The following is a 23,184-nucleotide window of genomic DNA, read 5'->3' on the forward strand; positions in this document are numbered from 1 at the left end:
TGGTAAGATTCTAAAGAGAAAGGTTTATGGTTATATGTTAAAATTTGATAAACAAAAGCAAATAGAAAGCGTGCAAGGGGCATTGGCTCTGCGCACTCAAATTGAAAAAGTGGTAGATGGTTTGTGGGAAGACGGTTTTGATGGCATCTACTTTTTTGGCATTGGTGGCACATGGGCATCCGGTATGCAGGCAGAGGTTTATATGCGAGGTAAAAGCAGCTTGCCTGTATTTGTAGAAAATGCTGCCGAGTTTAATACCACCGGCAACCGTCGCTTTACTAGCCGCTCCATTGTTATTTGCTCATCTGTTACAGGTTCTACCCAAGAAATGATTGTAGCGGTTGAAAAAATTAAAAAAATAGGTGCCCGTGTTTTCGGATTTATCGACCGCGAGGATACTCCGCTGGCAAATATTTGCGATTACTGCATTTCATATCCGGGCAATGAGCAGCTCAAATTTTATATGACTGCAAACCGATTTATGTTTAAAAACGGCGAGTTCCCCGAATACGAGCGCTACAACTCCGAAATGGAAGAGAACTTAGCGCGTGTTTTGATTGAAGTGGAAGAACAGGCAGATGGATTTGCACAAGAATATGCTCACCGTAAACTTGCGTATGTAAAAGAACACCCCGAAATGCCGCACTACTTTGTTGGCGGGGGCAACCAGTGGGGCGCAACCTATTCTTACGCGATGTGCTACTGGGAGGAGCAGTTTTGGTTTCGCACAAAATCGGTAACAACAGCAGAGTTTTTTCACGGTACGTTAGAGATTATTGACCGTGACACCCCCGTTACCCTATTTATGGGCGAAGATGAACAGCGCCCGCTGGCTGAACGTGTAGCTAAGTTTTTGCCCAAAGTATGCTCGAATTATACTGTAATTGATACGCGTGATTATGAGCTTCGCGGTATCAGCCCGGAGTTCCGCGGTTCTATTTCTCATCTGGTAATGCATGGTGTAAATAACCGTGTGGATGCACATCTTGAACAAGTTTTTTGTCATCCTATGCAAATTCGCCGTTATTACCGCCAGTTCGATTATTAATATAAACCCGATAATACATAAGTTGATAAGTTTCATGCCCCCCTCTTGATTATCGCAAAAGTGAGCAGCCTTGCCGTTTATGGTTTGGCTGCTCACTTTTTGTTTTCTGTTATCACCCTAAAACCGTTCGGATAATTCTTATAAAAAGATGGTGAACCAATGCGGTTTATAGGCATTTTCTTTGAATTTAATATAGTGCTTGACAATAAATTTTTATTCCATTACGCTTATAACTAGAGATGACGTCAACTCTCAATTACACGAAGGGAGAGTTTAGTTTGTATCATGTAAGATGGAACGGCGCACACTATGATGCCGGATTTAAGTGGGGGAATATTCTCCTTAAAAACGGCAAGAAACTTGATTATTGCCCCACCTTTAAGCTAACGGCAGACAAATATGCTTTTGCCGCAGAATGCGTTGGGGAGTACCAAAAATATTTTCCTGAGGTTTTGGATGAAATACAGGGAATTGCCGATGGAAACGAGATACCGGTAGAAACACTTCATGCATTGCTCTTTTCTATGTACTGTTTTGAATTTGATAACAAATGTACCTGTTTTGCTTTCACCACCAAGGATGAAATTGTATTTGCGCGGAACAGCGACTTTTTAGTGAGCCTTGAAAAGCTTTACATGAATTGCTTGTATAACCTGAAAGAAGGCTATTCATTTAATGGCAACACCACAGCTTTTGTACAGATGGAGGACGGTGTGAATCAACATAGCTTAGCAGTTGGGCTTACTTTTGTGTATCCTAAACTGCGCAAGCCGGGCTTCAACGCTGGTATGCTAACGCGTTATCTTTTAGAAAAATGCAAAACAACCGCAGAAGCAGTATCCGCTCTGCAAAAGCTCCCGATTGCATCTGCACAAACCTTGACCATTGCAGATAAAAACGGCGAAATCGTTGTTGTAGAATGCAACCCAAAAGCAGTTGTAGTAATAAAACCCCAAGATGGAGAGCAGTTTGTAGCTACCGCTAACAACTTTAACTCCGAAATAATGCAGAATTTTCGAAACCCAAATATTGACGACTGGCGTTCGGATGACCGCTACCGAACCGTACGCACTACGCTAGAGCAAAACAAGGGCAATTATAATGTCGCGTTTGCACAAGAACTTTTATCGGGTAAATACGGCTTTATATGCCAGTACGACCGAAAACAAGGTGCCGATACTGTTTGGTCGGTTGTCTACGACTTAAAACGAAAACAAATTTGGCGTGTTGAGGGCAATCCGTCCAGAAAAACATTCAAAGAGATTCGCGGCTAAAAATCGATTAGTCCAAAACATTCTAACAGCGCGGAGCAGATTTATGTATCTGTTCCGTGCTGCCTGAACGCAGAAAAAAGATATTAGACCGCTTTCGGGGGATTGGGGCAAATATTGTTGCCGCGTTGTTGGGAGCGGTAACACCGTTTGCTCTCTTCAATACCGCTGTTTATCTGCTTTACCAGTGCCGGGTTGCCGCTTGGCGTGACATTTTCTTTTTTGATTTCATCACCGATGGTAGACCTTAGCAACCTCATACTACTTATGAGCATCTTTGGGGCAAAAGTAGCCGTAATTTATGTGTTGGTTGGCGTTGGCATGGGTGCGGTTATCCACAATTGGATACCATTAGCATTATTTTGGTTGGGTATTTGTTCAACGCATTTCAGTTTTTATTTATTTAATTTTAGACTTTTGCTGCAGATTCCAACTGGTTGCATTTAGCGCAGCCAGAACCAAGAATTTTGATGGACGCACCACCGTTTTTACCCGCTTTTACTTGTTGCATAGCTTGCGGGTTACAGTTGCCCCCGCAGCAACAGGTTTTCTTTTCTTCTTTCATTTTCCAAACAAACCCATCATCATACCTACACCTGCCCTTGTAGTGGATGGCAAAGTGGTTTCTTACGGTAAGGTGCTGAAAAAGGGTGAGGTCATAGCGCTCATCCAAAAAGCAAGGAGTTAACAATGAGCCGATTGCCTAAAGTAGCATTTGTATGCGTTCATAACTCGTGCCGCAGCCAAATAGCCGAGGCGCTGGGGAAGCACCTTGCCGCAGATACCTTGGTAGATAATCTTTGCAATGCGGTAGCTGCAAACTTCTATTTTTGAAAGTTGGTGATACTATAGAAACAACCTACACAACAAGCCAAGTTGCAAAAAAAGTTCGTGTTCACCCCAATACCGTTCGGAAGTACGAGGATTTAGGTTTTATTTCGAAGCCCATACGGAAAGAAAACGGATACCGTGTATTTACAGATTTACACCTTGAGCAGTTCAAGTTGGCTCGTATAGCTTTTCAAATTGAGGTGCTTCAAAACGGGCTGCGCAAAAAAGCAGTTTCTATCGTCAAGCTGTCGGCGTTATGCGAATTTGATAAAGCAATTGGGCTGACAGAAAACTACATTTTCTCAATCGAAACAGAAATTGAAAACGCCAACGAAGCAGTGAAAATGGTAAAAGAGCTGCTGCGAGGCGGTAACCGCAAAAATAGTAATACCTTAAAACGAAAAGAAGTTTCTGATATGCTTGGCATAACAATGGATACCCTGCGTAATTGGGAAATGAACGGGCTATTTAAGGTAAAGCGCAGGGAAAACGGCTACCGCATTTATACGGATGAGGACATCAGAAAGCTGAAAATTATCCGTTCGCTTAAATGTGCCAACTATTCGTTATCTGCAATCCTTCGTATGATGAATGCACTTGATAAAAATGCAGGGGTGGATATTAATAATGTATTGAACAACCCCAACCCGAATGAAGACATTATATCCGTTTGTGATAGGCTGATTCTATCACTGGGTGCTGCAAAACAAAATGCTGTTGCAATTAAATCAATGCTTTTTAAGATGAAAAGTAAATATTCAAACCCTCCACTTTAACACCAGACTTTTGTTTGGTGTTATTCTTTTTCTATCACAAAAGGAGGGTACAAAGATGGATGATATTATCAAAGTAGAAAATCTATCAAAATCATACGGACAACTGGTTGCGGTAAACAACTTTAGTTTTTCGGTGAAAAAAGGCACCGTTTTTGGCTTGCTTGGGGCAAACGGAGCGGGTAAAAGCACTACAGTTGAATGCGTGCTTGGAACAAAACCGTTTGACAGCGGAACAGTTTCTATTTTAGGGCTAGACCCAAACGTAAACCGAAAAAAGCTGTTTGAAAAAGTTGGTGTTCAATTCCAAGAAGCCAACTACCAAGAAAATATTCGTGTTGAAGAGCTTTGCGAGATAACGGCGTCGCTTTACCAAAACCCCGCCGATTACAAAGCACTGCTCGCCCAATTTGGCATTGCGGAAAAATCAAAAACCTTGGTGAAAGAGCTTTCGGGCGGGCAAAAGCAAAGGTTGTTTATTATTCTTGCGCTTATTCCAAACCCTCAGGTTGTTTTTCTCGACGAGCTGACAACCGGACTTGATGCAAGGGCAAGACGAGATGTATGGCAGATTTTAAAAGAGTTAAAAGAGCAGGGGCTTACCATTCTTTTAACGTCGCATTTTATGGATGAAGTAGAGTGTTTATGCGATCATATCTGCATCCTGAAAAAAGGCAACATTGTGTTTGACGGAACGGTTAAAGAAGCGATTGAAAAAAGCCCGCACAATAAATTAGAGGATGCTTATCTTTGGTATACAGATGAGGAGGTATTAAAACATGAAAACCTTTAATACAATGCTGAAAACAGAAATTAAATTATCGCTTCGTGGTATGGATATGCTGATTTTCGCTATTTGCATGCCAATTGTTGTGCTTGTGGCGCTTGGCATTATTTACGGCAATAAGCCTGCGTTTACCGGTGCCGGCTACACTTTTTTAGAGCAATCCTTTGGGGCGATCGCTACCATTTCTATCTGTGCAGGCGGTGTAATGGGGTTGCCCTTAGTGGTGTCGGATTATCGCAGCAAGCACATTCTAAAAAGATTGAAAGTTACCCCTGTAAAACCCACAATCATTTTACTGGTTCAGGTTACAATCTACGCACTGTACGCGCTTGCATCGCTGCTCACCTTGTTTGCTGTTGCGGCTTTGTTTTTTAAATTTCGTATGCAAGGCAGCATTTTTCAGTTTATTCTCGGCTGGCTTTTGGTGATGGTTTCGATGTTTTCTATCGGTATGATGGTAGGTGGGATTGCCAAAAACTCAAAGACCGCAGGAATTGCCGCAAGTTTATTGTATTTCCCTATGCTGATATTTTCGGGTGCTACACTGCCGTACGAGGTAATGCCAACGGCTATGCAGAAAATTGTTGATATATTGCCGCTTACACAGGGGATAAAGATACTGAAATCTTCTACGCTTGGCTTGCCTATGGATGATGTGATATTACCCATAATCATCATGACTGCAATTACAATTATTTGCTCATTTGTTGCGGTGCGGTTCTTTAAATGGGAATGAGATGGTGCTCGCTTTAGAATTAACAAACCGCTTTTACTCGATTATTCTAATTCGCTGTTTTTTATTTTATCAGCGACAGCTTTAATAAATTCCTCGGCAGTAGGCACTTCTCCTTTATAAGAAAAACTTTCTTGCATCATCTGTTCATTGTCCGATTTATCGGTTTTTTTATACGCATAGTCAATTGCAGCCTGCATATCTCTTTTTACTTCTGCAACCGAAATACTATGTTTTTTAGCAATTTTACGGTAGATACTTCTCATGCTCATTGTGAATTCACCTTTTCTATCTAATTGTTTTATATATTTATATCATTATAGACGATTTAATCGTACAATTCAACAATAACAACTAATCTATTCGTCTATATCTGCACATACTATCTATTAAAATTAGATAGAGGTGAGCATATGAACGAAAAATTTATCCGTGATAGAATCAGTGAATTGCGTATTCAGAAAAATATATCCGAGAGAAGCATGAGCATTGATTTAGGGCATAGCCCGAGCTATATTCATAGTATTGTTTCAGGCAAAGCCTTGCCATCGATGACGGAGTTTCTTTATATCTGTGACTATTTTAACATTTCACCAAAGGAATTCTTTGACGAGGGAACGAGCAATCCCGCTATAATAAAAGAGGTAATTGATGATTTAAGCACATTGGATGAAAAGCAGATCACCAACATTCACCAAATTATCAAAGGGCTAAAAAGATAAAACAGACAACTTTCATGTATTGTATATAAGGCGGTGTTCACATATGTATGAGAAATATCTGTCTGAACGTATAGCAAAATTAAGAGCGATGAAAAAGGTTTCTGCTCGTGATATGAGTTTATCTATTGGACAAAATGAGAATTATATTAACCATATTGAAAACGGAAAATCTATGCCCTCAATGCAGGTATTCTTTTATATCTGCGAATACTTTAACATTTCACCCAAGGAATTCTTTGACGAGGGAACGAGCAATCCGGCTTTAATAAAAGAGGTAATTGATGATTTAAGCACATTGGATGAAAAGCAGTTCACCAACATTCACGAAATCATCAAAGGGTTAAAAAAATAAAACAGGCGGCTTTAGGTCGGTGTTCACAAGGACAATTTGTGAACCCACCTAAAATGGGGTGTATTAGGCAGACAGTTTCGGCTGTCTGCCTTTTGCTATCCTTAAATTGCAGGCTGTAAGCCATAGTCCCATGCATAGAACTCGGTATCTCCGAACATTTCCTCTTGTGATTCAATGTCGAATTCTTTCTTCACGTCGTTTAGCATTCCAATATCACGATAGTGAATCCAAACATCTTGCTTTGCAGTTCGTGAGTATTTCGTAGCCTTTTCTTCCACCACAATCTTAGAGATGAATGTATGCAGTATCTCTGGAGTAAGTTCCGAGAGATCTGTATATTTTTTTGCCTTTTCAATGAATCTGTCTACATTTGTCAGAGAATTTTTAAGCTTTCCCATTCTTTCTTCTGATTGTGGTATGGTTTCACGCAAGCTTTTCTGCTCACTCATATACTGTTCAGACAGTGTTCTGTAATGCTCATCAGGAATTCTTCCAAGGACATTATCCTCATAAAGTCGTTTGAATAATGCTGTCAGTTCAAGGTCACGTTTTTTCATCACATCAATATCCTTTTGCAAGCGAGTAATTTCTTTTCTTGTTTCAGCAGTATTTTTTTCGTTAATGACCTGTGCGAACAAGGCTTCATCCTGTCTTGCAAAATGCGTTACTCTTTTTAACTCATCCAAGATGACTTTTTCAAGTTGGACTTCTCTGATATAGTGGGATGTGCATTCTTCCTTACCAAATCGTTTATATTTGGAACACATAAAGTTGTTTTGACTTTCAGACATTGTATGAGCACGATGGAGCACCAGCGGAGAGCCACAGTCAGCACAGAATATCATTCCAGAATAGGGGTTAGGTTCGTCCATCTCTTTTCTTGAGCGCTTTTTACTTTTTCGAACATCATGAGCAATATCCCACAATTCTTGTTCAATAATGGCTTGGTGTGTATTTTCAAATCTCAGCCATTCATTTTCAGGGCGAATAATCTGCTTTTTGTTTTTATAGGAAGCTGTTGTGTGCTTCATGTTTACGGTATGTCCAAGATAGGTTTCATCGTTTAAGATGTTGACAATGCTATTATCTCTCCATCTGTAAGGTCTTGATGTATCCAAGTTTGTTAGTGTTGCACCCGTCATATTAAAGTAATGGTTGCTTGGATTTACAATCTGTTCTTCTGTCAACTGTCTTGCTATTTGACTGGGACCTCTGCCCTCAGAGCAGAGCTTAAAGATGTGCTTCACTACCTCTGCTGCATCCTCATCCACTACAAGCTTCTTTGGATTTTGTTCAGCTTTTTTGTAGCCATATGGTGGCCTTGTACCAACTCGCTCACCACGTTCAGCCTGTGCCTTTTTGACTGCTCGTATCTTTTTGCTACAATCCTTGGCATAAAAATCGTTGAAAAGATTTCGGAATGGAGTAAAATCATTGTCCCCATATAGGGTATCCACCGCATCATTGATTGCAATCAATCTTACATTGTAGTTTGGAAAGGTGTGTTCCATCAGCATGCCGATTTGCAAATAATCTCTCCCAAGTCTACTCATATCCTTGATGGTCAGTGTTTCCACTTGACCTGTTTCAATGAGCTCCATAATTTCATTCCACGCCGGGCGGTTAAAGTTTGTTCCGCTATAACCGTCATCAAACAGGATTTTTGTATTTTCAAATCCCTTTTCTTCTGCATATTTTTGGAGCATCATTCGCTGATTGCCAATGCTGTTGCTCTCGCCCTCACGCTCATCCTCCTGACTTAATCTTCCGTAAAGAATTGTATATTTTTTATCGTTTGCCTTCATAAAAGTATCCTCCTTTTTTTGTGTGGCAAACTGAATACGGTACATTCAACATACCCTATTCAGTGCCACAAGTCTATTGAAACTACTGATTTTTAAGAGATTTTTCACAATCATTTTCTATAATTTGAAGCAGTTTCTTTGTTGGGGTAGATGTGGTTTTAATGGGAAATACAGAATGTACTCCAAATACTTTGCCGTCTACCTCCATAGCTCTTTCGATAATCAGTTGGTCATCATCGGCATAAACAAAGCTGTCATCAAAGGTTCGACGCATTTCCCCCTCACTGTCGCTTTGCCAAATAACATCGGTGGTTTCGTATGCTCCTAAAATTTTGGTTCTCAAATAGTGCTGTGCAATTTCTTTTTCATTTCTCATATTGTTAATCTCCTTTTCTACATCATTGTCATCTCAAAATCTTGTTCTTGATCGCTTTGAATTTTGTAACCTGCCGCAAGCTTTTTAAGATTTTCACGTTGCTTTTGTTTTCTGTCCGTCCAAGTTTTTAGGGTAATTGGTGGTGGGGTATCACCAACGTTTTCAAGGTTTTTGCCCAGTGAAATTACATCTTTCGCAAGTCCATAGTGTGCTTGCATTTCGCCCAACCATCCCTCCGGTGGCTCATAGGTAAGTGGTTTGAATCCTGTTTCTTGTCTGAAAATAAACAGCTTTTCTAAATTTTCTTTGAGGTAGGTGTCATCGTGTAGCTTGTTATCACGGCACTTGTAACCCTCTGGAGTGGTGTATGTGATATATTTTCTTGTGTCACTCCAGTTGACTTCGTAGCCCTCATATTCCATATTGTGAATGAAACTTTCCCTATCGGTAGAGTACAAAAGGGCATCTTCAATGGCGGCAATGAGTTGCAATTTCCAACTTTGACAACGCTCGGCTGCACGATATTCTCGCTGCTTGATGGCTTGTCCTCGTTTTAATTTTTGGTAAGGATCTAATACCATCAGCCCATGTGCCATACAAATTTGGTCATTCACCATTCGTTGCTCCATTAAAACATCGTGATTTTGATGTAGTTTTTTGCCTGTTTTGAAACTGACAGAGTTCACCACGATGTGATTGTGTGGGTGCTTAGTGTTGCAGTGGGTGGCAACCATAACCTCGAAATCAGGGAACAATTTTTGTGCAAACTCCAAACCAATCTGATGAACCTCCAAGGGAGTGACATCATCTTCCTCGGGGAACGACTGAACAAATTGATAGAACTGTCTGCCATCATCTTTCTTGTACTGCTGTTTGGTGAGGCACATTTCTGCAAAGCCACTGTAATAATTACAGTTTATTCCTGTGCGAAGTGGCATGTCGTTGTAATAAACCTTGTTACTATCAGAGATATAATTGAGAACCCCAGCCATTGCGCCCTTGGTTTGCTTCTTGTTTTTGACTGCACTAAACACTGCCATCGCTGTCCACCACCTTTGTAAGTTCGTTAATTTTCCAATAGATTGCAGTTAGACTTTCCTCGGTTTCATCAAGTTTAACTGTGTTAATCACACCTTGGTGGCTGAGCATTGTTAGCTGATTGAGGTTGTTTCCAATCTTTTTTAGCTGACTTACTATTTCGGGAAGTCCATCTATAATGATGACTTCTTTGCCTAATGCTGACTGTGTGATATATTTGGTAACGGTCATTTTAGCTTTTTTAGCCTTAGCCTGTATCTCTTTCAAGTCCTTGCTGGATATTCTAAATGCGTAATTCTTATCTTTTATTTGTTTCATTAAATTCCTCCGTTTCACATTGATATGTCGTTTCTTAGTTCTAAAGGGGTGCGGGTCTCCCGCCGAGCAGTGGCCGCTGTATAGGCGGACGCTATGCTCGCCCTACCCTAAAAGGGTAGGATTTCGTAACCGAAAGTTCCACTGCTAACCTGAAATTGGTATAAATTAAAAGTTGTTGTCAACGGTGGCTAAATTTGCGTTTTATTTGTATGGGTGGGCATTATGCCACTCCATCGTCATTCTCGGCACAAAGGGGCGAACAGGTGGCAACAGTGGCGAGATTACTCTCTGCTGACGGGAGCTGACACGTAGACGGGAGATTTTGAGGGGAGTTTTCATCCGTCATCGTGTCATTGGGAATATAACTGAGAGAAAACTCTCGCCTTTCAAAGGTTCGGTTTTCAGAATAGGTAATGTTGTTTTCAGTCAAATAACTCATATGCTTAATGATTTTCTTTTTCAGTGCAGATGGGTTGCACTCCAGTTTTAAACTTTCTGCAAGCTCCGTTGCCGTACCAGTGAAAGTGCCAACTGATTTTATAAAGCCAGAAAGAATAATAATCACCTCGTCAACATTTTTCTGTTCTACTTCAATTGGTTCTCGTAGTTCCCAAACAAAAGTATTTTTATTAAATTCCAAAAACAATTCTCTCCCCTCAATATCTCTGCCGGTACAAATAAGCTTTGCTGTATTTTCAGTTCGTTTGTCCTTTTGCAAAACAAAATTTGTATCAGCACCGCCGGCAATTCCACTGGTGCCGGAAATCATATTGAGTGGATCGCTGTCACACGTTTTTCTAAGGTGGTGCACCAAAACAATCGCAATCTTATTTTTATCAGCAATTTGTTTTAGTGCGTTGATGTCATCGTAGTCGGCGGCGTAGGGATTTATATTTGCTGATGTATTGCTGCGAACTTTTTGCAAAGTATCAATTACTATTAATCCAGTTTCAGAATGTTCCTTGATGAAGTTTTCAATTTGAATTTCTAAACCATTACCAATAGTGTCGCTCATAATTGCAAAGTGTAAATTAGATGGTGCATCATCTGTAATTTCAAACAGCCTGTTTTGAATTCTTGCAAAGCTATCTTCAAGGCAAAGATATAAAACTTCGCTTTTGTGAGTTTCAAACTCCCAAACATTTTCACCTTTTGCAACTTGCAGACAAATCCAAAGTGATAACCAACTCTTGCCGATTTTTGGTGAACCTGCTAAGATGTGCAGTCCTTGCGGTATCAGACCATCTACAATAAATTTCAGTTGTTCAAGCGGTGTGGTCATTAAAGTTTCGGCATCCATAGTTTCAAGTTTGTTTTTCATTTGCATACTCCTTTTTTGATTTTCAGTTGTTGTCGTTCTACCTAAAGCAGTTCCTGACCGAGGTTCTCTCCGCCGTTTCCGTCGCTCGCTCTTTCGAGGTCGTGGCAACCGTATCACCTTTAGACGATCATTCAATTTTCAAGATACGAAGTTACTGATTGATATTCTCAAATATATCTGATACAATAATGGTAACAGATTTTAAAAACTTTTCAATAGCTTTTGGGGCTGTATCGCAAGGTCAGGTACATCTCAAAAATTCATCTGATACAAAGGAAGAGGAAGATATGATTGAGGAAATAAAAGGAACAAACGAAAAAGTGAATACATTACAGGAATTCACCTTGATGTTTTGGCAAAACCAAATATTGATAGATGAGAGTAAAATTCCTTTGGGGCAGTGTACAACTGATATTCTCAATTTAAGCGATGACTATTTAGTTGAAATGAATACCTGTCGCAATGCTCTTGTTGGCGGAATGCAGACTTTGTTTAATCCAAACATAAAAAAAGACCTTGCAACCGTTACTGAAATACAGGACAAGTTAAACAAGGTTTTAGATTTGGCGATTGCCTTACCGCCGTTTTACTATTTAATTGATAAGGGGTTTGGGCACTCCATGCTCATTGATATTTTTAATAGTCAGCCGCAAGGGTTCGTTGCAATGACAGACAGAAACACACATCAAGGTGAGGTTTTTCATCACTTTATTTTCAAGCTGATTTCTATTATTGATGAAACTATTGCTTTCAAAAAATATATTTCAGTGATGCTTGATTTGTATTTTGAGAAACTAAATAAACGCAACGAGGAGCATTATGCTGTTGGAGTTTACAGCTTTTTTACAGACACGAAACTTTTAAATGAAATTCGTATGACTATGCCACCCATGCCAACTTTTGATTTTACACAGACAAGAGAAGTCGGAATTGAGTATGCTCCCATGCGTAATCCCGAAAATGAAAAAGAATATTTGATTGCTGAACGCATTGTATTTAAAAGCATGGGTACATTTTTTCACATGGATTTTTTTCGAGCACTAATGAAAGGTCATTGTCCACGCAGATGCCACAACTGTGGCAAATACTTTCTGTTGCTGTCGGGACATAACACTTGCTATTGTTCCAATATCGCACCTAACCAAAAGAACATGGGTGACACAAAAACCTGCCGTGATATTGGTGCTCATATTAAAGAAACACAGAAAAAAGAAAAGCGTACCCCTGCTCAGCAAGAGTACGACAAGGTTTATAATAGGCTCAAGACACGCAAAAATCGTGGCAAGCTAACTGTTGATGAATGGAACACAAAAGTTTCCGAGGCTGTTGAGCTCATGGAGAAGAACAAAAATGGTGAGCTTTCGGATTTTGAGTATATGGAAATGATGAAGAAGTTTTAAGATATTTACGACCCTCCATTTGAGTTATCAACAACGACAAGGGCTGTCCAATTCGGACAGCCCTTTCTATATCATGTAACAATTCGTTATCTCATTAATCCATAGTGCCAACCATTTTATTGATGTCGCCGTCGCTTTGACCCATAATTCCAATCTTGTTGCCGTTCTCAAACATATCTTCTACGAAGATACATTCGTTTTCACCCATATCGTCTATCCAACCGAAGCCTAAAAAGTAGCTTTGCTTTTGACCGTCCACTATACGAGTGTCACCCATTTTGGGAGTTGGTGGCTCTTTAGGTGTTGGTGTAGTTGGCTTTGTAGCCGCTTGTATTGGTGTGGTTGGAGTATTGGTCGGTTCAATATTTTCTGTTGGCTGTGGTGTGGAGCTTTCTTCAGTTGGTGGTTCAATAATTTCCTCAATTTGGGTACTGATTTGTTGGGGTTCGTCACTTGCAAGTGACGGTGTTTCTATTGTTGGTGCATACGCCTTATCCATCTCTATAGTCTCCGACACAGGGCGATTGTGGGGCGGGCTTGGTAGTGCTTGTGGCTCTGCATGATAAGCGTTTATCATCAGAGAAAGAATTGCAAGTGTGGTTGCTGTCAATGCTATTTTAGTTTTCTTCATCTTTCTGCACCTCCTGAGACATAAAAAATTGACCACAGTCATTAAGATTTTCTTTCTCAAAACTGTGGTCATTGTAACTCTGTAATTCATTTGTTAACTCAAAGCCTAATTTAAAGCCTTGAATGAAACTGTCTTTGCTTTGGTAGTTACAAATCATTTCCAAGGCATCAATAATTCTTAATACCAAGACTTTATCTTCTTTTGATAGTATTTGTATAAGCTTTTTGTGGTTTTCTTCAATTGAAGATTTAAGTTCTGTTTGCTCGATTGGCTTGTAAAAGCTGTGGTATAGGTCATCTAATCTGTTTGGCATATTTTTCGCCTCCTTTGTAAGCACAAAGGATACCACAAAGATTTCAGTAAAGCTATACATTTATTTAGTAATAATTTAATTTTGCAATTGCAGGATGTTATTAGTATCGATATATTGATTTTATTCGCTTAAGTGACTATAATATATATGGTAAGTTATGTCGAATACTGTCTCAGGAGGTTTGAAATGAAATATCTTTCCATCACAGAAACTGCAAAACGGTGGGAAATATCTACACGACGCATACAGATACTCTGTAAAGAAGGACGTATCCCAGGTGCGATACTTATTGGGCGTACATGGGGTATACCCGAAAATGCTTTAAAGCCGATAGATGGCAGAATCAAGTCTGGAAAATACATAAAAACAAAATCAAATAAAAAGAATTTTGATTCTCATATGGAGCACAAACCAGATGAAACTATAAATTAGGAGAATTAACCGATGAATAAACAACAGCTTGCAAATAAGATATGGGAATCTGCAAATAAAATGCGATCCAAAATTGAAGCTAATGAATACAAAGATTATATTTTGGGATTCATATTTTATAAATTTCTTTCTGACAAAGAAGTCACACTTCTAAAAAAAGATGGCTATGAGGAAGAAGATATCATCTCTGAGGTGCATGAAAATAATGAGCAGTTGGTGGATTATTGTCAGCAACAGCTTGGTTATTTTATTGCATATGATAACCTATTTTCTACATGGTTGACCAAAGGAAATAGCTTTACAGTTGATAATGTAAGAACTGCACTTTCTGCGTTCAATCGCTTAATCAGCAATAATAAGAAAAAAGTATTCAGCAAAATATTTAATACATTGGAAACCGGATTAAGTAAGCTTGGGGACAATACCAACAATCAAACAAAGGCGATTCGTGACCTAATTCAATTGATCAAGGATATCCCTACTGACGGTAAACAGGATTATGATGTTTTGGGATTTATCTATGAATATCTTATCAGTAATTTTGCTGCCAATGCTGGTAAAAAAGCCGGAGAATTCTATACACCACACGAAGTATCTCAGCTTATGTCTGAAATTGTTGCAAGTCATTTGAAAGACAGGGAAAAAATTGAGATTTTTGATCCAACAAGTGGTTCTGGTTCTTTGCTTATTACCATAGGCAAAAGTGTTGCAAAATATATGAAAAGCAAGGATAACATCAAATATTACGCACAGGAATGGAAAGAGAACACTTACAATTTAACAAGAATGAATCTGGTTATGCGTGGAATTAAGCCAGATAATATTTTTGCACGTTGTGGTGATACTCTTGAAGAGGACTGGCCATGGTTTGATGATGCTAATCCATCTGGAACATATTATAAATTGCCTTTTGATGCAGTTGTATCTAACCCACCGTATTCTCAGCATTGGGACCCTTCCCATAAAGAAACCGATCCTCGCTATCGTTATGGAATGGCTCCCAAAGGCAAAGCCGATTATGCGTTTTTATTACATGATCTATATCATGTAAAGCCAAATGGTATTATGACAATTGTTCTTCCACACGGTGTGCTATTTAGAGGAGATGCACTTGGAGGTGCGGACGGTCAAGGTGAAGGTGAAGGTCGTATTCGCCGTAACTTAATTGAAAATAACAATATTGAAGCTATTATTGGACTACCTGCTAATATTTTCTTTGGTACAGGAATTCCCACCATTATTATGGTTTTACGTCAAAAACGCACAGAGTCTGATGTGTTGTTTATTGATGCTTCCAAAGGGTTTACAAAAGTGGGTAAAACAAATAAGCTCATGGCTTCTGATATTAAAAAAATTGTGGATGCGATTGAAATTCGTCCACAGGAAATTCCCAAGTTCGCCCGTATTGTATCAAAAGAGGAAATTCGACAGAACGGATATAATTTAAATATTCCTCGTTATATAGATTCCTCCGAGGCAACAGAAACATGGGATATTTACGCTACAATGTTTGGGGGAGTTCCAAATCACGAGATTGACTTGCTCGAAAAATACTGGACAGCATTTCCTAAATTAAGAAATGTTTTATTCTCTACTGATGAAACGCCGTATTCATCTTTAGCTGTTGAAAAATTAAACGATTCCATTGAAAATAGTGCTGATGTGCAAGCATTTATTGCTAAACACAGGTCAGCTTTTTCTGATTTTGATGGCTATCTGAATCATAAATTAATTGAAAAAATGATGGAGCTACATACTTCGCAGACAGAATCAGAAATCACCCAAAATATTTTTGATCGTGTAACTCCGCTGCCTTTAATAGACAAATATCAGGCATACCAATTGTTTGATAATCAATGGGGGAAAATCTCTACTGACCTTGAAATCATTCAAACAGAAGGATTTGAAGCAACGAAACAAGTAGACCCCAACATGGTGATTAAAAAGAAGGGTGATAAGGAAGAAGAAGTACAGAACGGCTGGGTCGGACATGTCATTCCATTTGATTTGGTGCAAACAACTCTATTGAGTGAAGATTATAATGCTCTAAAGGAAAAAGAGTCACGATTAGAAGAGATTGCTGCCGAATTAACAGAAGTCATTGATTCTATTGACGAGAGTGACAAGGGAGACTTTTTAAACGAGGAAAATACCGCTTTTGTAGCAAAGGAATTTGCTACAAAATTAGCGGAAATTTATTCCGACGTATCATCTCCTGAGCTTGAAGGCTTGCAAGGATACATTGAACTGATTGATGCTAAGGCAGGAAAAGCTATCAAGTTACAGTATATTGCAACACATTCTGAAATTAACTGGAGCCTGATTGATGGCAATGCCCCTTATGGAAAGGGAAAGGTCATTCCATACATCAAGGCATTGCAATCAACTTATGCCTTTCCAGAGGATTCATTTGAGGCAAAGATGGTAAAAGCCGATGCACTTATGACAGAAGAAAAAGCCGTCAAAAAAGACGTTAAAACTATGGCCGAGGAATTACACTTAAAAACAAAAGAAACCATCGAGGGACTCACTGACGAGCAAGCCCTTGATTTGTTGCGCCTCAAATGGATTGCCCCCTTGTCTACTGAGCTTCGTTCCATGCCTAATTCAATCATAAATGAACTTGAAAAAGAGGTTCAGAGCTTGCTGAACAAATACGCTGTTACCTATCTTAGCATTGGTGAACAGATTCAAAGCTCTGAGAAAGCACTTTCGTCTATGATTGACGAATTGGAAGGCAACGAATATGATATGAAAGGGTTGGCGGAACTAAAATCGCTTTTGATAGGTGAGGGCGATGAGTAAGCAGATGAAGCCAACAATACGATTTTCGGGATTTACCGATGATTGGGAAGAACTTGAATTAAGAGAGTGTTTTGATGAGCGGCAAGAGCGTTCAGCTGATGGTGAACTGATTTCAGTCACTATTAATGAAGGCATAAAACGATTTTCAGAGCTTGGCAGACATGACAATTCAAGTGCTGATAAATCACACTACAAAAAAGTTGAGATTGGTGACATTGCCTACAATTCAATGAGAATGTGGCAAGGTGCAAGTGGGTATTCTCCATATAGTGGAATATTAAGCCCTGCCTATACAGTTATCACTCCTAAAAGCGGTACTGATTCAAAGTACTTTGCATACTGTTTGAAAACATTGAAAATGATACATATATTTCAACTTAATTCTCAGGGAATTACTTCAGATACTTGGAATTTAAAGTATCCTGCATTTAGTGTAATAGAGACAGCGGTGCCTAAAGTTGATGAACAGAAACAAATAGCGTTACTTTTCACTCATCTTGACCACATTATTAACCTCCATCAACACAAATATGACAAGTTACTCACTGTAAAAAAATCCATGTTAGAAAAGATGTTTCCAAAAGATGGTGCCGATGTGCCTGAAATTCGCTTTAAGGGATTTTCAGGTGCGTGGGAAAAACATAAATTGGGTGATTTGGTCGAACGAGTTGTAAGAAAAAACTTAAATAACGAATGTAGCTTACCATTGACGATCTCAGCTCAGTATGGTTTGATTGACCAGATCACCTACTTCAATAATCGCATTGCAAGTAGAGATGTCAGCAATTATTACTTGGTTTTGAATGGCGAATTTGCTTATAATAAAAGCACATCGGATGGATTTCCGTTTGGTGCAGTGAAACGACTTGATTTATACGAAAAAGGCGTATTATCTACACTTTATATTGTTTTTAGTATAAAAAATTATAAGTCAGTAAACAGTGATTTTCTTTCTGTTTTTTTTGATACAGATAGATGGCATAAAGGTGTATCGGAGCGAGCTACCGAGGGTGCAAGAAACCATGGACTATTGAATATTTCTGCAGAAGATTTTTTCGATATAGATTTGTACTTACCTAAAGATGATGGGGAACAAGCAAAAATTGGAGCATATATGAAGCAATTGTATAGTCTCATTAATGTCCATCAGAAAGAACTTGATAAGCTCCAAAATATAAAAAAAGCCCTACTTGAAAAAATGTTTGCATAAGATTGGAGGTTGACTATGACATTCGATAACGAAGCTGGCTTTGAAGCGGCACTTATCAATTTGCTTACAGAAAAGTACGGATGGGAGCCGGAAATTCTGCGGTATAAAACAGAAGAAGATTTGATTCAAAACTGGAAGCAGATTCTTTTTGAGAATAATCGAGAGGTAGATCGCTTAAATGATGTTTCTCTAACAGATGGAGAGATGCAACAGGTTTTGGAACAAGTTACCCGTCTACGTACACCCCTTAAGCTGAATGGCTTTATCAATGGTAAAACTGTTGCCATCAAGCGAGATAACCCAGAAGATGAATTGCATTTTGGCAAGGAAGTTAGTCTAAAAATATATGATAGTAGAGAAATTGCCGCAGGGCAAAGCCGTTATCAGATTGCACAACAGCCTGTATTTAAGGCAAAAAGCTCTATTTTACAAAATCGCCGAGGCGATTTTGTTCTACTGATTAACGGAATGCCACTCATTCATTGTGAGCTCAAACGCAGCGGAGTGGATGTCAGCCAAGCCTGTAACCAGATTGAAAAGTATGCCCATGAAGGTGTTTTTACCGGGCTCTTTGCTCTTGTGCAGATTTTTATTGCAATGCAACCTGACGAGACTGTATATTTTTCAAACCCCGGTCCTGATGGAAGATTTAACAAAGATTTTTATTTTCATTGGGCAGATGCCAATAACGAGCCATTGAATCATTGGAAAGATATTGCTCAGTATCTTCTCTCAATCCCTATGGCACATCAACTGATTGGGTTTTATACAGTGGCAGATGATACAGACGGTGTTTTGAAAGTCATGCGTAGCTATCAGTATTTTGCAGCTTCCCGTATCACGAGCCGAGTGGCAATGCGGCATTGGGCAGATAAGGATCAGCTTGGAGGCTATATTTGGCATACTACTGGTTCCGGCAAAACTTTGACCAGTTTTAAATCTGCCCAGCTGATTGCGGATTCTAAGGATGCTGACAAGGTTGTATTTTTGATGGATCGTGTGGAGCTTGGCACACAATCTTTAATGGATTATCGTGGTTTTGCAGATGATGCTGATTCTGTACAGGCAACAGAGAATACAGATATTTTGGTTGGAAAGCTGAAAAGTGATAACCCTGCCAACACCTTAATTGTAACATCAATTCAAAAGATGAGTCGTGTGGAGGAGGACAACGGTTTCAATGCACATGACATTAGCATCATACAAGATAAAAGAATTGTTTTTATCATTGATGAAGCACATCGTGATGTGTTTGGGGATATGCTTCGCACGATTAAAAACACCTTTCCAAATGCCATGTTTTTTGGATTTACCGGCACACCAATACATGATGAAAATCAGAAGAAAATGAGCACGACTTCAGATATATTTGGCAATGAACTGCATCGATATAGTATTGCGGATGGAATCAGAGATAAGAATGTTTTAGGCTTTGACCCTTATATGGTTCCAACCTACAAAGACCGTGATTTGCGAAAAGCAGTAGCACTTGAAAAAGCGAAGGCTACAACAGAAGAAGAGGCTTTGTCTGATGAGAAAAAGAAGAAAATCTATTTACACTATATGAATCACACCTGTGTACCAATGGCAGGATATATCCAAGCTGATGGAAATTATTTGAAAGGCATTGAGGATTATTTGCCTTCTTCACAATATGAGCGTGAAGAACATCAATGTGCAGTCGTAGACGATATTTTAGATAACTGGATCACACTTAGTCACAACAGTAGATTTCATGCAATTTTTGCAACCAGTAGCATTCCGGAAGCAATTCAATACTACAAGATATTTAAATCAAAAAGTGCATTAAAAGTAACAGCTTTGTTCGATCCTACCATTGATAATAATGGCAGTGCAATTTTTAAAGAAGATGCAATAATAGAAATCATTGAGGACTATAATACACACTATGGCATGAAATTTCAGATGTCTACCTATTCTTTATTCAAAAAAGATATCTCCTATCGTTTGGCACATAAAGAACAATACAAAGCCATTGAGCATTCTACCGAACAGCAGATTGAGTTATTGATTGTTGTTGACCAAATGCTTACAGGCTTTGATTCCAAATGGATCAACACACTGTACTTGGATAAAGTTCAGATATATGAAAAGTTAATACAAGCATTTTCTCGTACAAATCGCCTGTACGGTCCGGAAAAACCCTTTGGAACAATTCGATATTATCGAAAGCCATATACGATGCAAAGAAATATTGACGAGGCATTTAAGCTTTATTCTGGTGATAAACCACTTGGACTATTTGCAGATAAATTGGAGCAAAATCTAAACAAAATGAATGAGCTTTTCGATGAAATAAATGCAATTTTCAGATCAGCAGGAATTGCAAATTTTCAGAAACTTCCTGCTGATCATTCTGAGCGTGGACAGTTTGCTAAATTGTTTAAACAGTTTAACAATTTCCTTGAGGCAGCTAAAATCCAAGGCTTTGATTGGGAAAAGCTCTCTTACGATATCAAGACTGATTCCGGAAAAATTACCATCAACTTACACTTGGATGAAACAACATATTTAATTCTTGTACTTCGTTACAAAGAGCTGTTCTCAGGTGGTGGGGGTGGATTAAGTGGAGATGTTCCGTATGAAATCGACTCTTATCTCACAGAGATCAATACTGGCGTTATAGATGCAAATTACATGAACTCTCGTTTCAAAAAATATCTAAAAGCACTGCAAGATGGAACAGAAACGATTGCTGTTTTAGATGAGCTTCATAAATCATTTGCAACCTTGAACCAAGAGGAACAGAAATACGCCAATATTTTTTTGCATGACGTGCAGAGTGGAGACGTTCAGATTGACGAAGGAAAAACACTTCGCGATTATATCACAGAATATATGACAAGAGCTAAAAATGATCAAATACATATTTTTGCAGTGGCTATCGGTGTCGATGAATCTGCCCTCAGGAACTTTATGCAACTAAAGGTGACTGAATCGAGCATTAATGAATTTGGTAGATTCGACAAATTAAAGGCAACCATTAACAGGAGTATGGCAAAGGATTTTCTTGAAAGAACTGAGGGAAAAGGGATTAAACCTTTTCAGCTCAATATGAAAATAGACCAAATATTAAGAAAGTTTATTTTTGAAGGTGGATTTGATATTGCATAAATAGAGAGGAGTAATAGTATACATATGGCGAGTAAAACAAGAAAAGTTTCGTTTTACCGACTTTCTCTGGAAAAGAGCGTTTTTATAGAAGGAAGCCATACTGTTCAGAAAAGTCAGTTAACAAACAATGAAATCGAAGAAAAATTCAGAGAAATTTACGACGATAAAATGCAACAGCTTTCTAATGGCAATCATGCAAAAAACATAAATGTATCCAGTAGTCAATATGTAATTGAAGTTATGAACTTTGAGGAACATCGCGCCTTTATTAAAATAGGTCAACAAAATCCGTCTAATACGGTTGCTCTCCGTGATCGTGAAACATTAGAAACTTCTGATGTGCCCATGAGTGAGAGCCAGTTGTTGGAACTGTTTACATTTTGTTTAATTGACTTCCTAACAGGGATTGTCAGTTATATTGGTATCAATGGCGCTCCAAGAATTTCTGCTATTCGAAACCTTTTTGATCAAAACCTCTTGCAAGAGGAAAAAATTTCTACCTCTCTTGCAGCAATCATGACAAACGATATATTACAAATTCTCGTCCATAAAAATATTATCAGTAAAGTTTCTGTTTCAGTTGCTGTACCTGAAGATCAGATACTTAGCGATATTGGATTAAATGCAGAGAATTTTGACGCAATCCGCAATGTGAAAACTAAAATAGCAACTTATAAAATAGTTGGAAAGAGAAATAAGAACCTGTTTTCATCAAGCAATAAGCTTGCTGAACTCATCGGGGCAATTAAGTTAAAACATGGAGATAACTTAAAGGGGTTGTCTGCCAACGTTAAAGATGCAGACGAAAAATCTCAGTCATACGATCTGCTACAATATAACTTTACTAAAACAGTTGTTCTGGGACAAGATGACGAAGGATTACTTTCGTTGGATAACTTTAAAGATGCTCTTGTTCGAACATATGATCAATATAAGGAAGAATTGCTTAGATATAGCAGAATATAATTTCTGTGTTTGTGAGAGAGGTGATGGATATGACCAAATTAAAAAATTGGCTAAAATTAGGTATGGTTCTAATTTTGTCTGTTGGAATTTCTTTATCCCTCTTTCATTGTTCTTACTTTGATACTAAACAGATAGAATTATTGGCACCTGATTTCCATTATAATGCGATTTCAATGTCAGCAATAATTGGAGGATTTCTGTTTACAGGGATTAGTATTTTGATTTCCGCCATTGACAAAGAACGCATAAAACGGTTATGGAATAACAATTATCTGGATAATCTTTATCGTTCTGCGTTTATAGGGATGATATCAAATGTTATAACAATTATTTCTGCTTTCATCTTGCTTTTTATCGATTTTACTTATAATATAAAACAAATACTGATACAGGTAGAAATAGCCACACTAATTATTGGTATTATATTTTTTGCATGGTGTATTAAGCGTTTGATTTTTATAATCTCAAAGCTAAAAGATTAACTATTTGCTTTTTACTACGCACTTAAACTATATTTTAAGTACTTCGGGATATGCAATCGAGAAATTACATATTAACTCAATGAAATTATTATAAAAGATACCCATACATTGCAAATTTAGCTTTGTATGGGTATCTTTTTATCGTATTCAGTTTGCCTTGACCCTCGGTTCACAAGTTGTCTTTATGACTACTCACCTTTAGCCACCTGTTTTATTTTTTTATTCATATCGGGATAAGCCGCTGAAATTGCCGCACGTAACAGCAAAGTTTAAAAATTGTTTGTATTCACCTTGCCGACGGACTGCCTTTCTACAAGCGAAACATCTAACGTAATTTTTTCGGATGGAGCGTGGATTGGCAGGTTTTCGTATTGATCCCATCGGCCACCTGAAAAAAGACTATAGCTGCGGTATTTTGCCGCTGGATGGTGCGGA

At 38.5% G+C, this 23,184-nt stretch carries 22 protein-coding genes and 3 pseudogenes; 17 read left to right on the forward strand and 8 right to left on the reverse strand.

Annotated elements, in window-relative coordinates:
- Positions 1-34: 34 nt before the first annotated feature.
- The 8 genes and pseudogenes from EDD70_RS03050 to EDD70_RS03085 all read left to right on the forward strand — a co-directional run bounded on the left by EDD70_RS03050 (position 35) and on the right by EDD70_RS03085 (position 5,446).
- Entirely contained in the window at positions 35-1,048 is a 1,014-nt protein-coding gene (locus EDD70_RS03050) for an SIS domain-containing protein (protein WP_092753130.1), read from the forward strand.
- Between the two features lie 278 nt (positions 1,049-1,326).
- Positions 1,327-2,322, forward strand: a complete 996-nt coding sequence (locus EDD70_RS03055) for a C45 family autoproteolytic acyltransferase/hydrolase (RefSeq protein WP_123811005.1) — start codon at positions 1,327-1,329, stop codon at positions 2,320-2,322.
- A gap of 62 nt (positions 2,323-2,384) precedes the next feature.
- Positions 2,385-2,652, forward strand: a pseudogene (locus EDD70_RS15125) (permease); the annotation flags it as partial.
- A 250-nt stretch (positions 2,653-2,902) separates the two neighbouring features.
- A pseudogene (locus EDD70_RS15130) lies at positions 2,903-3,007 on the forward strand (thioredoxin family protein); the annotation flags it as partial.
- Positions 3,008-3,009: 2 nt separating this feature from the next.
- A pseudogene (locus tag EDD70_RS03070) lies at positions 3,010-3,102 on the forward strand (arsenate reductase/protein-tyrosine-phosphatase family protein); the annotation flags it as partial.
- A gap of 47 nt (positions 3,103-3,149) precedes the next feature.
- Complete coding sequence (locus EDD70_RS03075) at positions 3,150-3,926, forward strand: MerR family transcriptional regulator (RefSeq protein WP_242943094.1); 777 nt, start codon at positions 3,150-3,152, stop codon at positions 3,924-3,926.
- Positions 3,927-3,981: 55 nt separating this feature from the next.
- Positions 3,982-4,716 (forward strand): ABC transporter ATP-binding protein, encoded by a 735-nt coding sequence (locus EDD70_RS03080; protein ID WP_092753128.1) that lies wholly within the window; start codon positions 3,982-3,984, stop codon positions 4,714-4,716.
- The gene (locus tag EDD70_RS03085) at positions 4,703-5,446 is read left to right on the forward strand and encodes an ABC transporter permease (RefSeq protein WP_092753126.1); all 744 of its coding nucleotides are present in this window, start codon (positions 4,703-4,705) and stop codon (positions 5,444-5,446) included. Before EDD70_RS03080 ends, EDD70_RS03085 begins: the two co-directional genes overlap by 14 nt.
- A gap of 41 nt (positions 5,447-5,487) precedes the next feature.
- Here the strand turns inward: EDD70_RS03085 and EDD70_RS03090 are convergent, their stop codons facing one another.
- Positions 5,488-5,715, reverse strand: coding sequence for a sporulation initiation factor Spo0A C-terminal domain-containing protein (locus tag EDD70_RS03090; RefSeq protein WP_092753124.1), 228 nt, complete (start codon positions 5,713-5,715; stop codon positions 5,488-5,490).
- 141 nt (positions 5,716-5,856) lie between these two features.
- On the opposite strand from EDD70_RS03090, the gene EDD70_RS03095 reads away from it, so the two are divergent.
- Positions 5,857-6,165 carry a helix-turn-helix domain-containing protein gene (locus tag EDD70_RS03095; RefSeq protein ID WP_092753122.1) on the forward strand — a complete coding sequence of 103 codons (309 nt, stop codon included), beginning with the start codon at positions 5,857-5,859 and terminating at the stop codon, positions 6,163-6,165.
- Between the two features lie 43 nt (positions 6,166-6,208).
- Positions 6,209-6,517: a helix-turn-helix domain-containing protein gene (locus EDD70_RS03100; RefSeq protein WP_092753120.1), complete on the forward strand. Its 309-nt coding sequence runs from the start codon at positions 6,209-6,211 to the stop codon at positions 6,515-6,517.
- Between the two features lie 101 nt (positions 6,518-6,618).
- On the opposite strand, the gene EDD70_RS03105 is transcribed toward EDD70_RS03100, so the two are convergent.
- The 5 genes from EDD70_RS03105 to EDD70_RS03125 form a co-directional block, all read right to left on the reverse strand.
- The gene (locus EDD70_RS03105) at positions 6,619-8,322 is read right to left on the reverse strand and encodes a recombinase family protein (RefSeq protein WP_092753118.1); all 1,704 of its coding nucleotides are present in this window, start codon (positions 8,320-8,322) and stop codon (positions 6,619-6,621) included.
- Between the two features lie 82 nt (positions 8,323-8,404).
- Positions 8,405-8,698, reverse strand: a complete 294-nt coding sequence (locus EDD70_RS03110; protein WP_092753116.1) for a hypothetical protein — start codon at positions 8,696-8,698, stop codon at positions 8,405-8,407.
- 17 nt (positions 8,699-8,715) lie between these two features.
- Positions 8,716-9,738, reverse strand: a complete 1,023-nt coding sequence (locus EDD70_RS03115) for a relaxase/mobilization nuclease domain-containing protein (RefSeq protein ID WP_092753114.1) — start codon at positions 9,736-9,738, stop codon at positions 8,716-8,718.
- On the reverse strand, positions 9,725-10,054 hold the full coding sequence (locus EDD70_RS03120) for a plasmid mobilization protein (protein WP_092753112.1): 330 nt from the start codon (positions 10,052-10,054) through the stop codon (positions 9,725-9,727). Before EDD70_RS03120 ends, EDD70_RS03115 begins: the two co-directional genes overlap by 14 nt.
- A 220-nt stretch (positions 10,055-10,274) precedes the next feature.
- The gene (locus EDD70_RS03125; RefSeq protein WP_092753110.1) at positions 10,275-11,375 is read right to left on the reverse strand and encodes an AAA family ATPase; all 1,101 of its coding nucleotides are present in this window, start codon (positions 11,373-11,375) and stop codon (positions 10,275-10,277) included.
- A gap of 287 nt (positions 11,376-11,662) precedes the next feature.
- On the opposite strand from EDD70_RS03125, the gene EDD70_RS03130 reads away from it, so the two are divergent.
- Positions 11,663-12,775: a DUF6076 domain-containing protein gene (locus tag EDD70_RS03130; protein WP_123811006.1), complete on the forward strand. Its 1,113-nt coding sequence runs from the start codon at positions 11,663-11,665 to the stop codon at positions 12,773-12,775.
- Positions 12,776-12,869: 94 nt separating this feature from the next.
- Here the strand turns inward: EDD70_RS03130 and EDD70_RS03135 are convergent, their stop codons facing one another.
- On the reverse strand, positions 12,870-13,406 hold the full coding sequence (locus EDD70_RS03135; protein ID WP_092753106.1) for a DUF6550 family protein: 537 nt from the start codon (positions 13,404-13,406) through the stop codon (positions 12,870-12,872).
- Entirely contained in the window at positions 13,393-13,719 is a 327-nt protein-coding gene (locus EDD70_RS03140; protein ID WP_092753104.1) for a DUF6809 family protein, read from the reverse strand. The genes EDD70_RS03135 and EDD70_RS03140 overlap by 14 nt, the downstream gene beginning before the upstream one ends.
- A gap of 186 nt (positions 13,720-13,905) precedes the next feature.
- Between EDD70_RS03140 and EDD70_RS03145 the strand changes: the two genes are divergently transcribed.
- Genes EDD70_RS03145 through EDD70_RS03170 form a run of 6 tightly spaced genes read left to right on the forward strand, consistent with a single transcriptional unit; the run spans position 13,906 to position 22,749 of the window.
- The gene (locus tag EDD70_RS03145; RefSeq protein WP_092753102.1) at positions 13,906-14,151 is read left to right on the forward strand and encodes a MerR family transcriptional regulator; all 246 of its coding nucleotides are present in this window, start codon (positions 13,906-13,908) and stop codon (positions 14,149-14,151) included.
- A gap of 12 nt (positions 14,152-14,163) precedes the next feature.
- Entirely contained in the window at positions 14,164-16,956 is a 2,793-nt protein-coding gene (locus EDD70_RS03150) for a type I restriction-modification system subunit M (RefSeq protein ID WP_092753100.1), read from the forward strand.
- Positions 16,949-18,166 (forward strand): restriction endonuclease subunit S, encoded by a 1,218-nt coding sequence (locus tag EDD70_RS15055; protein WP_205408589.1) that lies wholly within the window; start codon positions 16,949-16,951, stop codon positions 18,164-18,166. Before EDD70_RS03150 ends, EDD70_RS15055 begins: the two co-directional genes overlap by 8 nt.
- Positions 18,167-18,181: 15 nt before the next feature.
- Positions 18,182-21,301, forward strand: coding sequence for a type I restriction endonuclease subunit R, EcoR124 family (locus EDD70_RS03160; protein WP_092753098.1), 3,120 nt, complete (start codon positions 18,182-18,184; stop codon positions 21,299-21,301).
- A gap of 24 nt (positions 21,302-21,325) precedes the next feature.
- Positions 21,326-22,267, forward strand: a complete 942-nt coding sequence (locus EDD70_RS03165) for a hypothetical protein (protein WP_092753096.1) — start codon at positions 21,326-21,328, stop codon at positions 22,265-22,267.
- A 29-nt stretch (positions 22,268-22,296) separates the two neighbouring features.
- Positions 22,297-22,749 carry a hypothetical protein gene (locus tag EDD70_RS03170; protein ID WP_092753094.1) on the forward strand — a complete coding sequence of 151 codons (453 nt, stop codon included), beginning with the start codon at positions 22,297-22,299 and terminating at the stop codon, positions 22,747-22,749.
- The last annotated feature ends 435 nt before the right edge of the window (positions 22,750-23,184 follow it).

It is taken from the genome of Hydrogenoanaerobacterium saccharovorans, assembly GCF_003814745.1.
GTDB lineage: Bacteria > Bacillota > Clostridia > Oscillospirales > Ruminococcaceae > Hydrogenoanaerobacterium > Hydrogenoanaerobacterium saccharovorans.

Excerpts from the sequence above, each read along its gene's own strand:
- EDD70_RS03135 (WP_092753106.1), bottom strand. The coding sequence starts at position 13,406 with ATGAAGAAAACTAAAATAGCATTGACAGCAACCACACTTGCAATTCTT.
- EDD70_RS03095 (WP_092753122.1), top strand. The coding sequence starts at position 5,857 with ATGAACGAAAAATTTATCCGTGATAGAATCAGTGAATTGCGTATTCAG.
- EDD70_RS03150 (WP_092753100.1), top strand. The coding sequence starts at position 14,164 with ATGAATAAACAACAGCTTGCAAATAAGATATGGGAATCTGCAAATAAA.
- EDD70_RS03145 (WP_092753102.1), top strand. The coding sequence starts at position 13,906 with ATGAAATATCTTTCCATCACAGAAACTGCAAAACGGTGGGAAATATCT.
- EDD70_RS03110 (WP_092753116.1), bottom strand. The coding sequence starts at position 8,698 with ATGAGAAATGAAAAAGAAATTGCACAGCACTATTTGAGAACCAAAATT.
- EDD70_RS03160 (WP_092753098.1), top strand. The coding sequence starts at position 18,182 with ATGACATTCGATAACGAAGCTGGCTTTGAAGCGGCACTTATCAATTTG.
- EDD70_RS03165 (WP_092753096.1), top strand. The coding sequence starts at position 21,326 with ATGGCGAGTAAAACAAGAAAAGTTTCGTTTTACCGACTTTCTCTGGAA.
- EDD70_RS03125 (WP_092753110.1), bottom strand. The coding sequence starts at position 11,375 with ATGAAAAACAAACTTGAAACTATGGATGCCGAAACTTTAATGACCACA.
- EDD70_RS15055 (WP_205408589.1), top strand. The coding sequence starts at position 16,949 with ATGAGTAAGCAGATGAAGCCAACAATACGATTTTCGGGATTTACCGAT.
- EDD70_RS03170 (WP_092753094.1), top strand. The coding sequence starts at position 22,297 with ATGACCAAATTAAAAAATTGGCTAAAATTAGGTATGGTTCTAATTTTG.
- EDD70_RS03050 (WP_092753130.1), top strand. The coding sequence starts at position 35 with ATGTTAAAATTTGATAAACAAAAGCAAATAGAAAGCGTGCAAGGGGCA.
- EDD70_RS03130 (WP_123811006.1), top strand. The coding sequence starts at position 11,663 with ATGATTGAGGAAATAAAAGGAACAAACGAAAAAGTGAATACATTACAG.
- EDD70_RS03105 (WP_092753118.1), bottom strand. The coding sequence starts at position 8,322 with ATGAAGGCAAACGATAAAAAATATACAATTCTTTACGGAAGATTAAGT.
- EDD70_RS03090 (WP_092753124.1), bottom strand. The coding sequence starts at position 5,715 with ATGAGCATGAGAAGTATCTACCGTAAAATTGCTAAAAAACATAGTATT.
- EDD70_RS03080 (WP_092753128.1), top strand. The coding sequence starts at position 3,982 with ATGGATGATATTATCAAAGTAGAAAATCTATCAAAATCATACGGACAA.
- EDD70_RS03100 (WP_092753120.1), top strand. The coding sequence starts at position 6,209 with ATGTATGAGAAATATCTGTCTGAACGTATAGCAAAATTAAGAGCGATG.
- EDD70_RS03120 (WP_092753112.1), bottom strand. The coding sequence starts at position 10,054 with ATGAAACAAATAAAAGATAAGAATTACGCATTTAGAATATCCAGCAAG.
- EDD70_RS03115 (WP_092753114.1), bottom strand. The coding sequence starts at position 9,738 with ATGGCAGTGTTTAGTGCAGTCAAAAACAAGAAGCAAACCAAGGGCGCA.
- EDD70_RS03140 (WP_092753104.1), bottom strand. The coding sequence starts at position 13,719 with ATGCCAAACAGATTAGATGACCTATACCACAGCTTTTACAAGCCAATC.
- EDD70_RS03085 (WP_092753126.1), top strand. The coding sequence starts at position 4,703 with ATGAAAACCTTTAATACAATGCTGAAAACAGAAATTAAATTATCGCTT.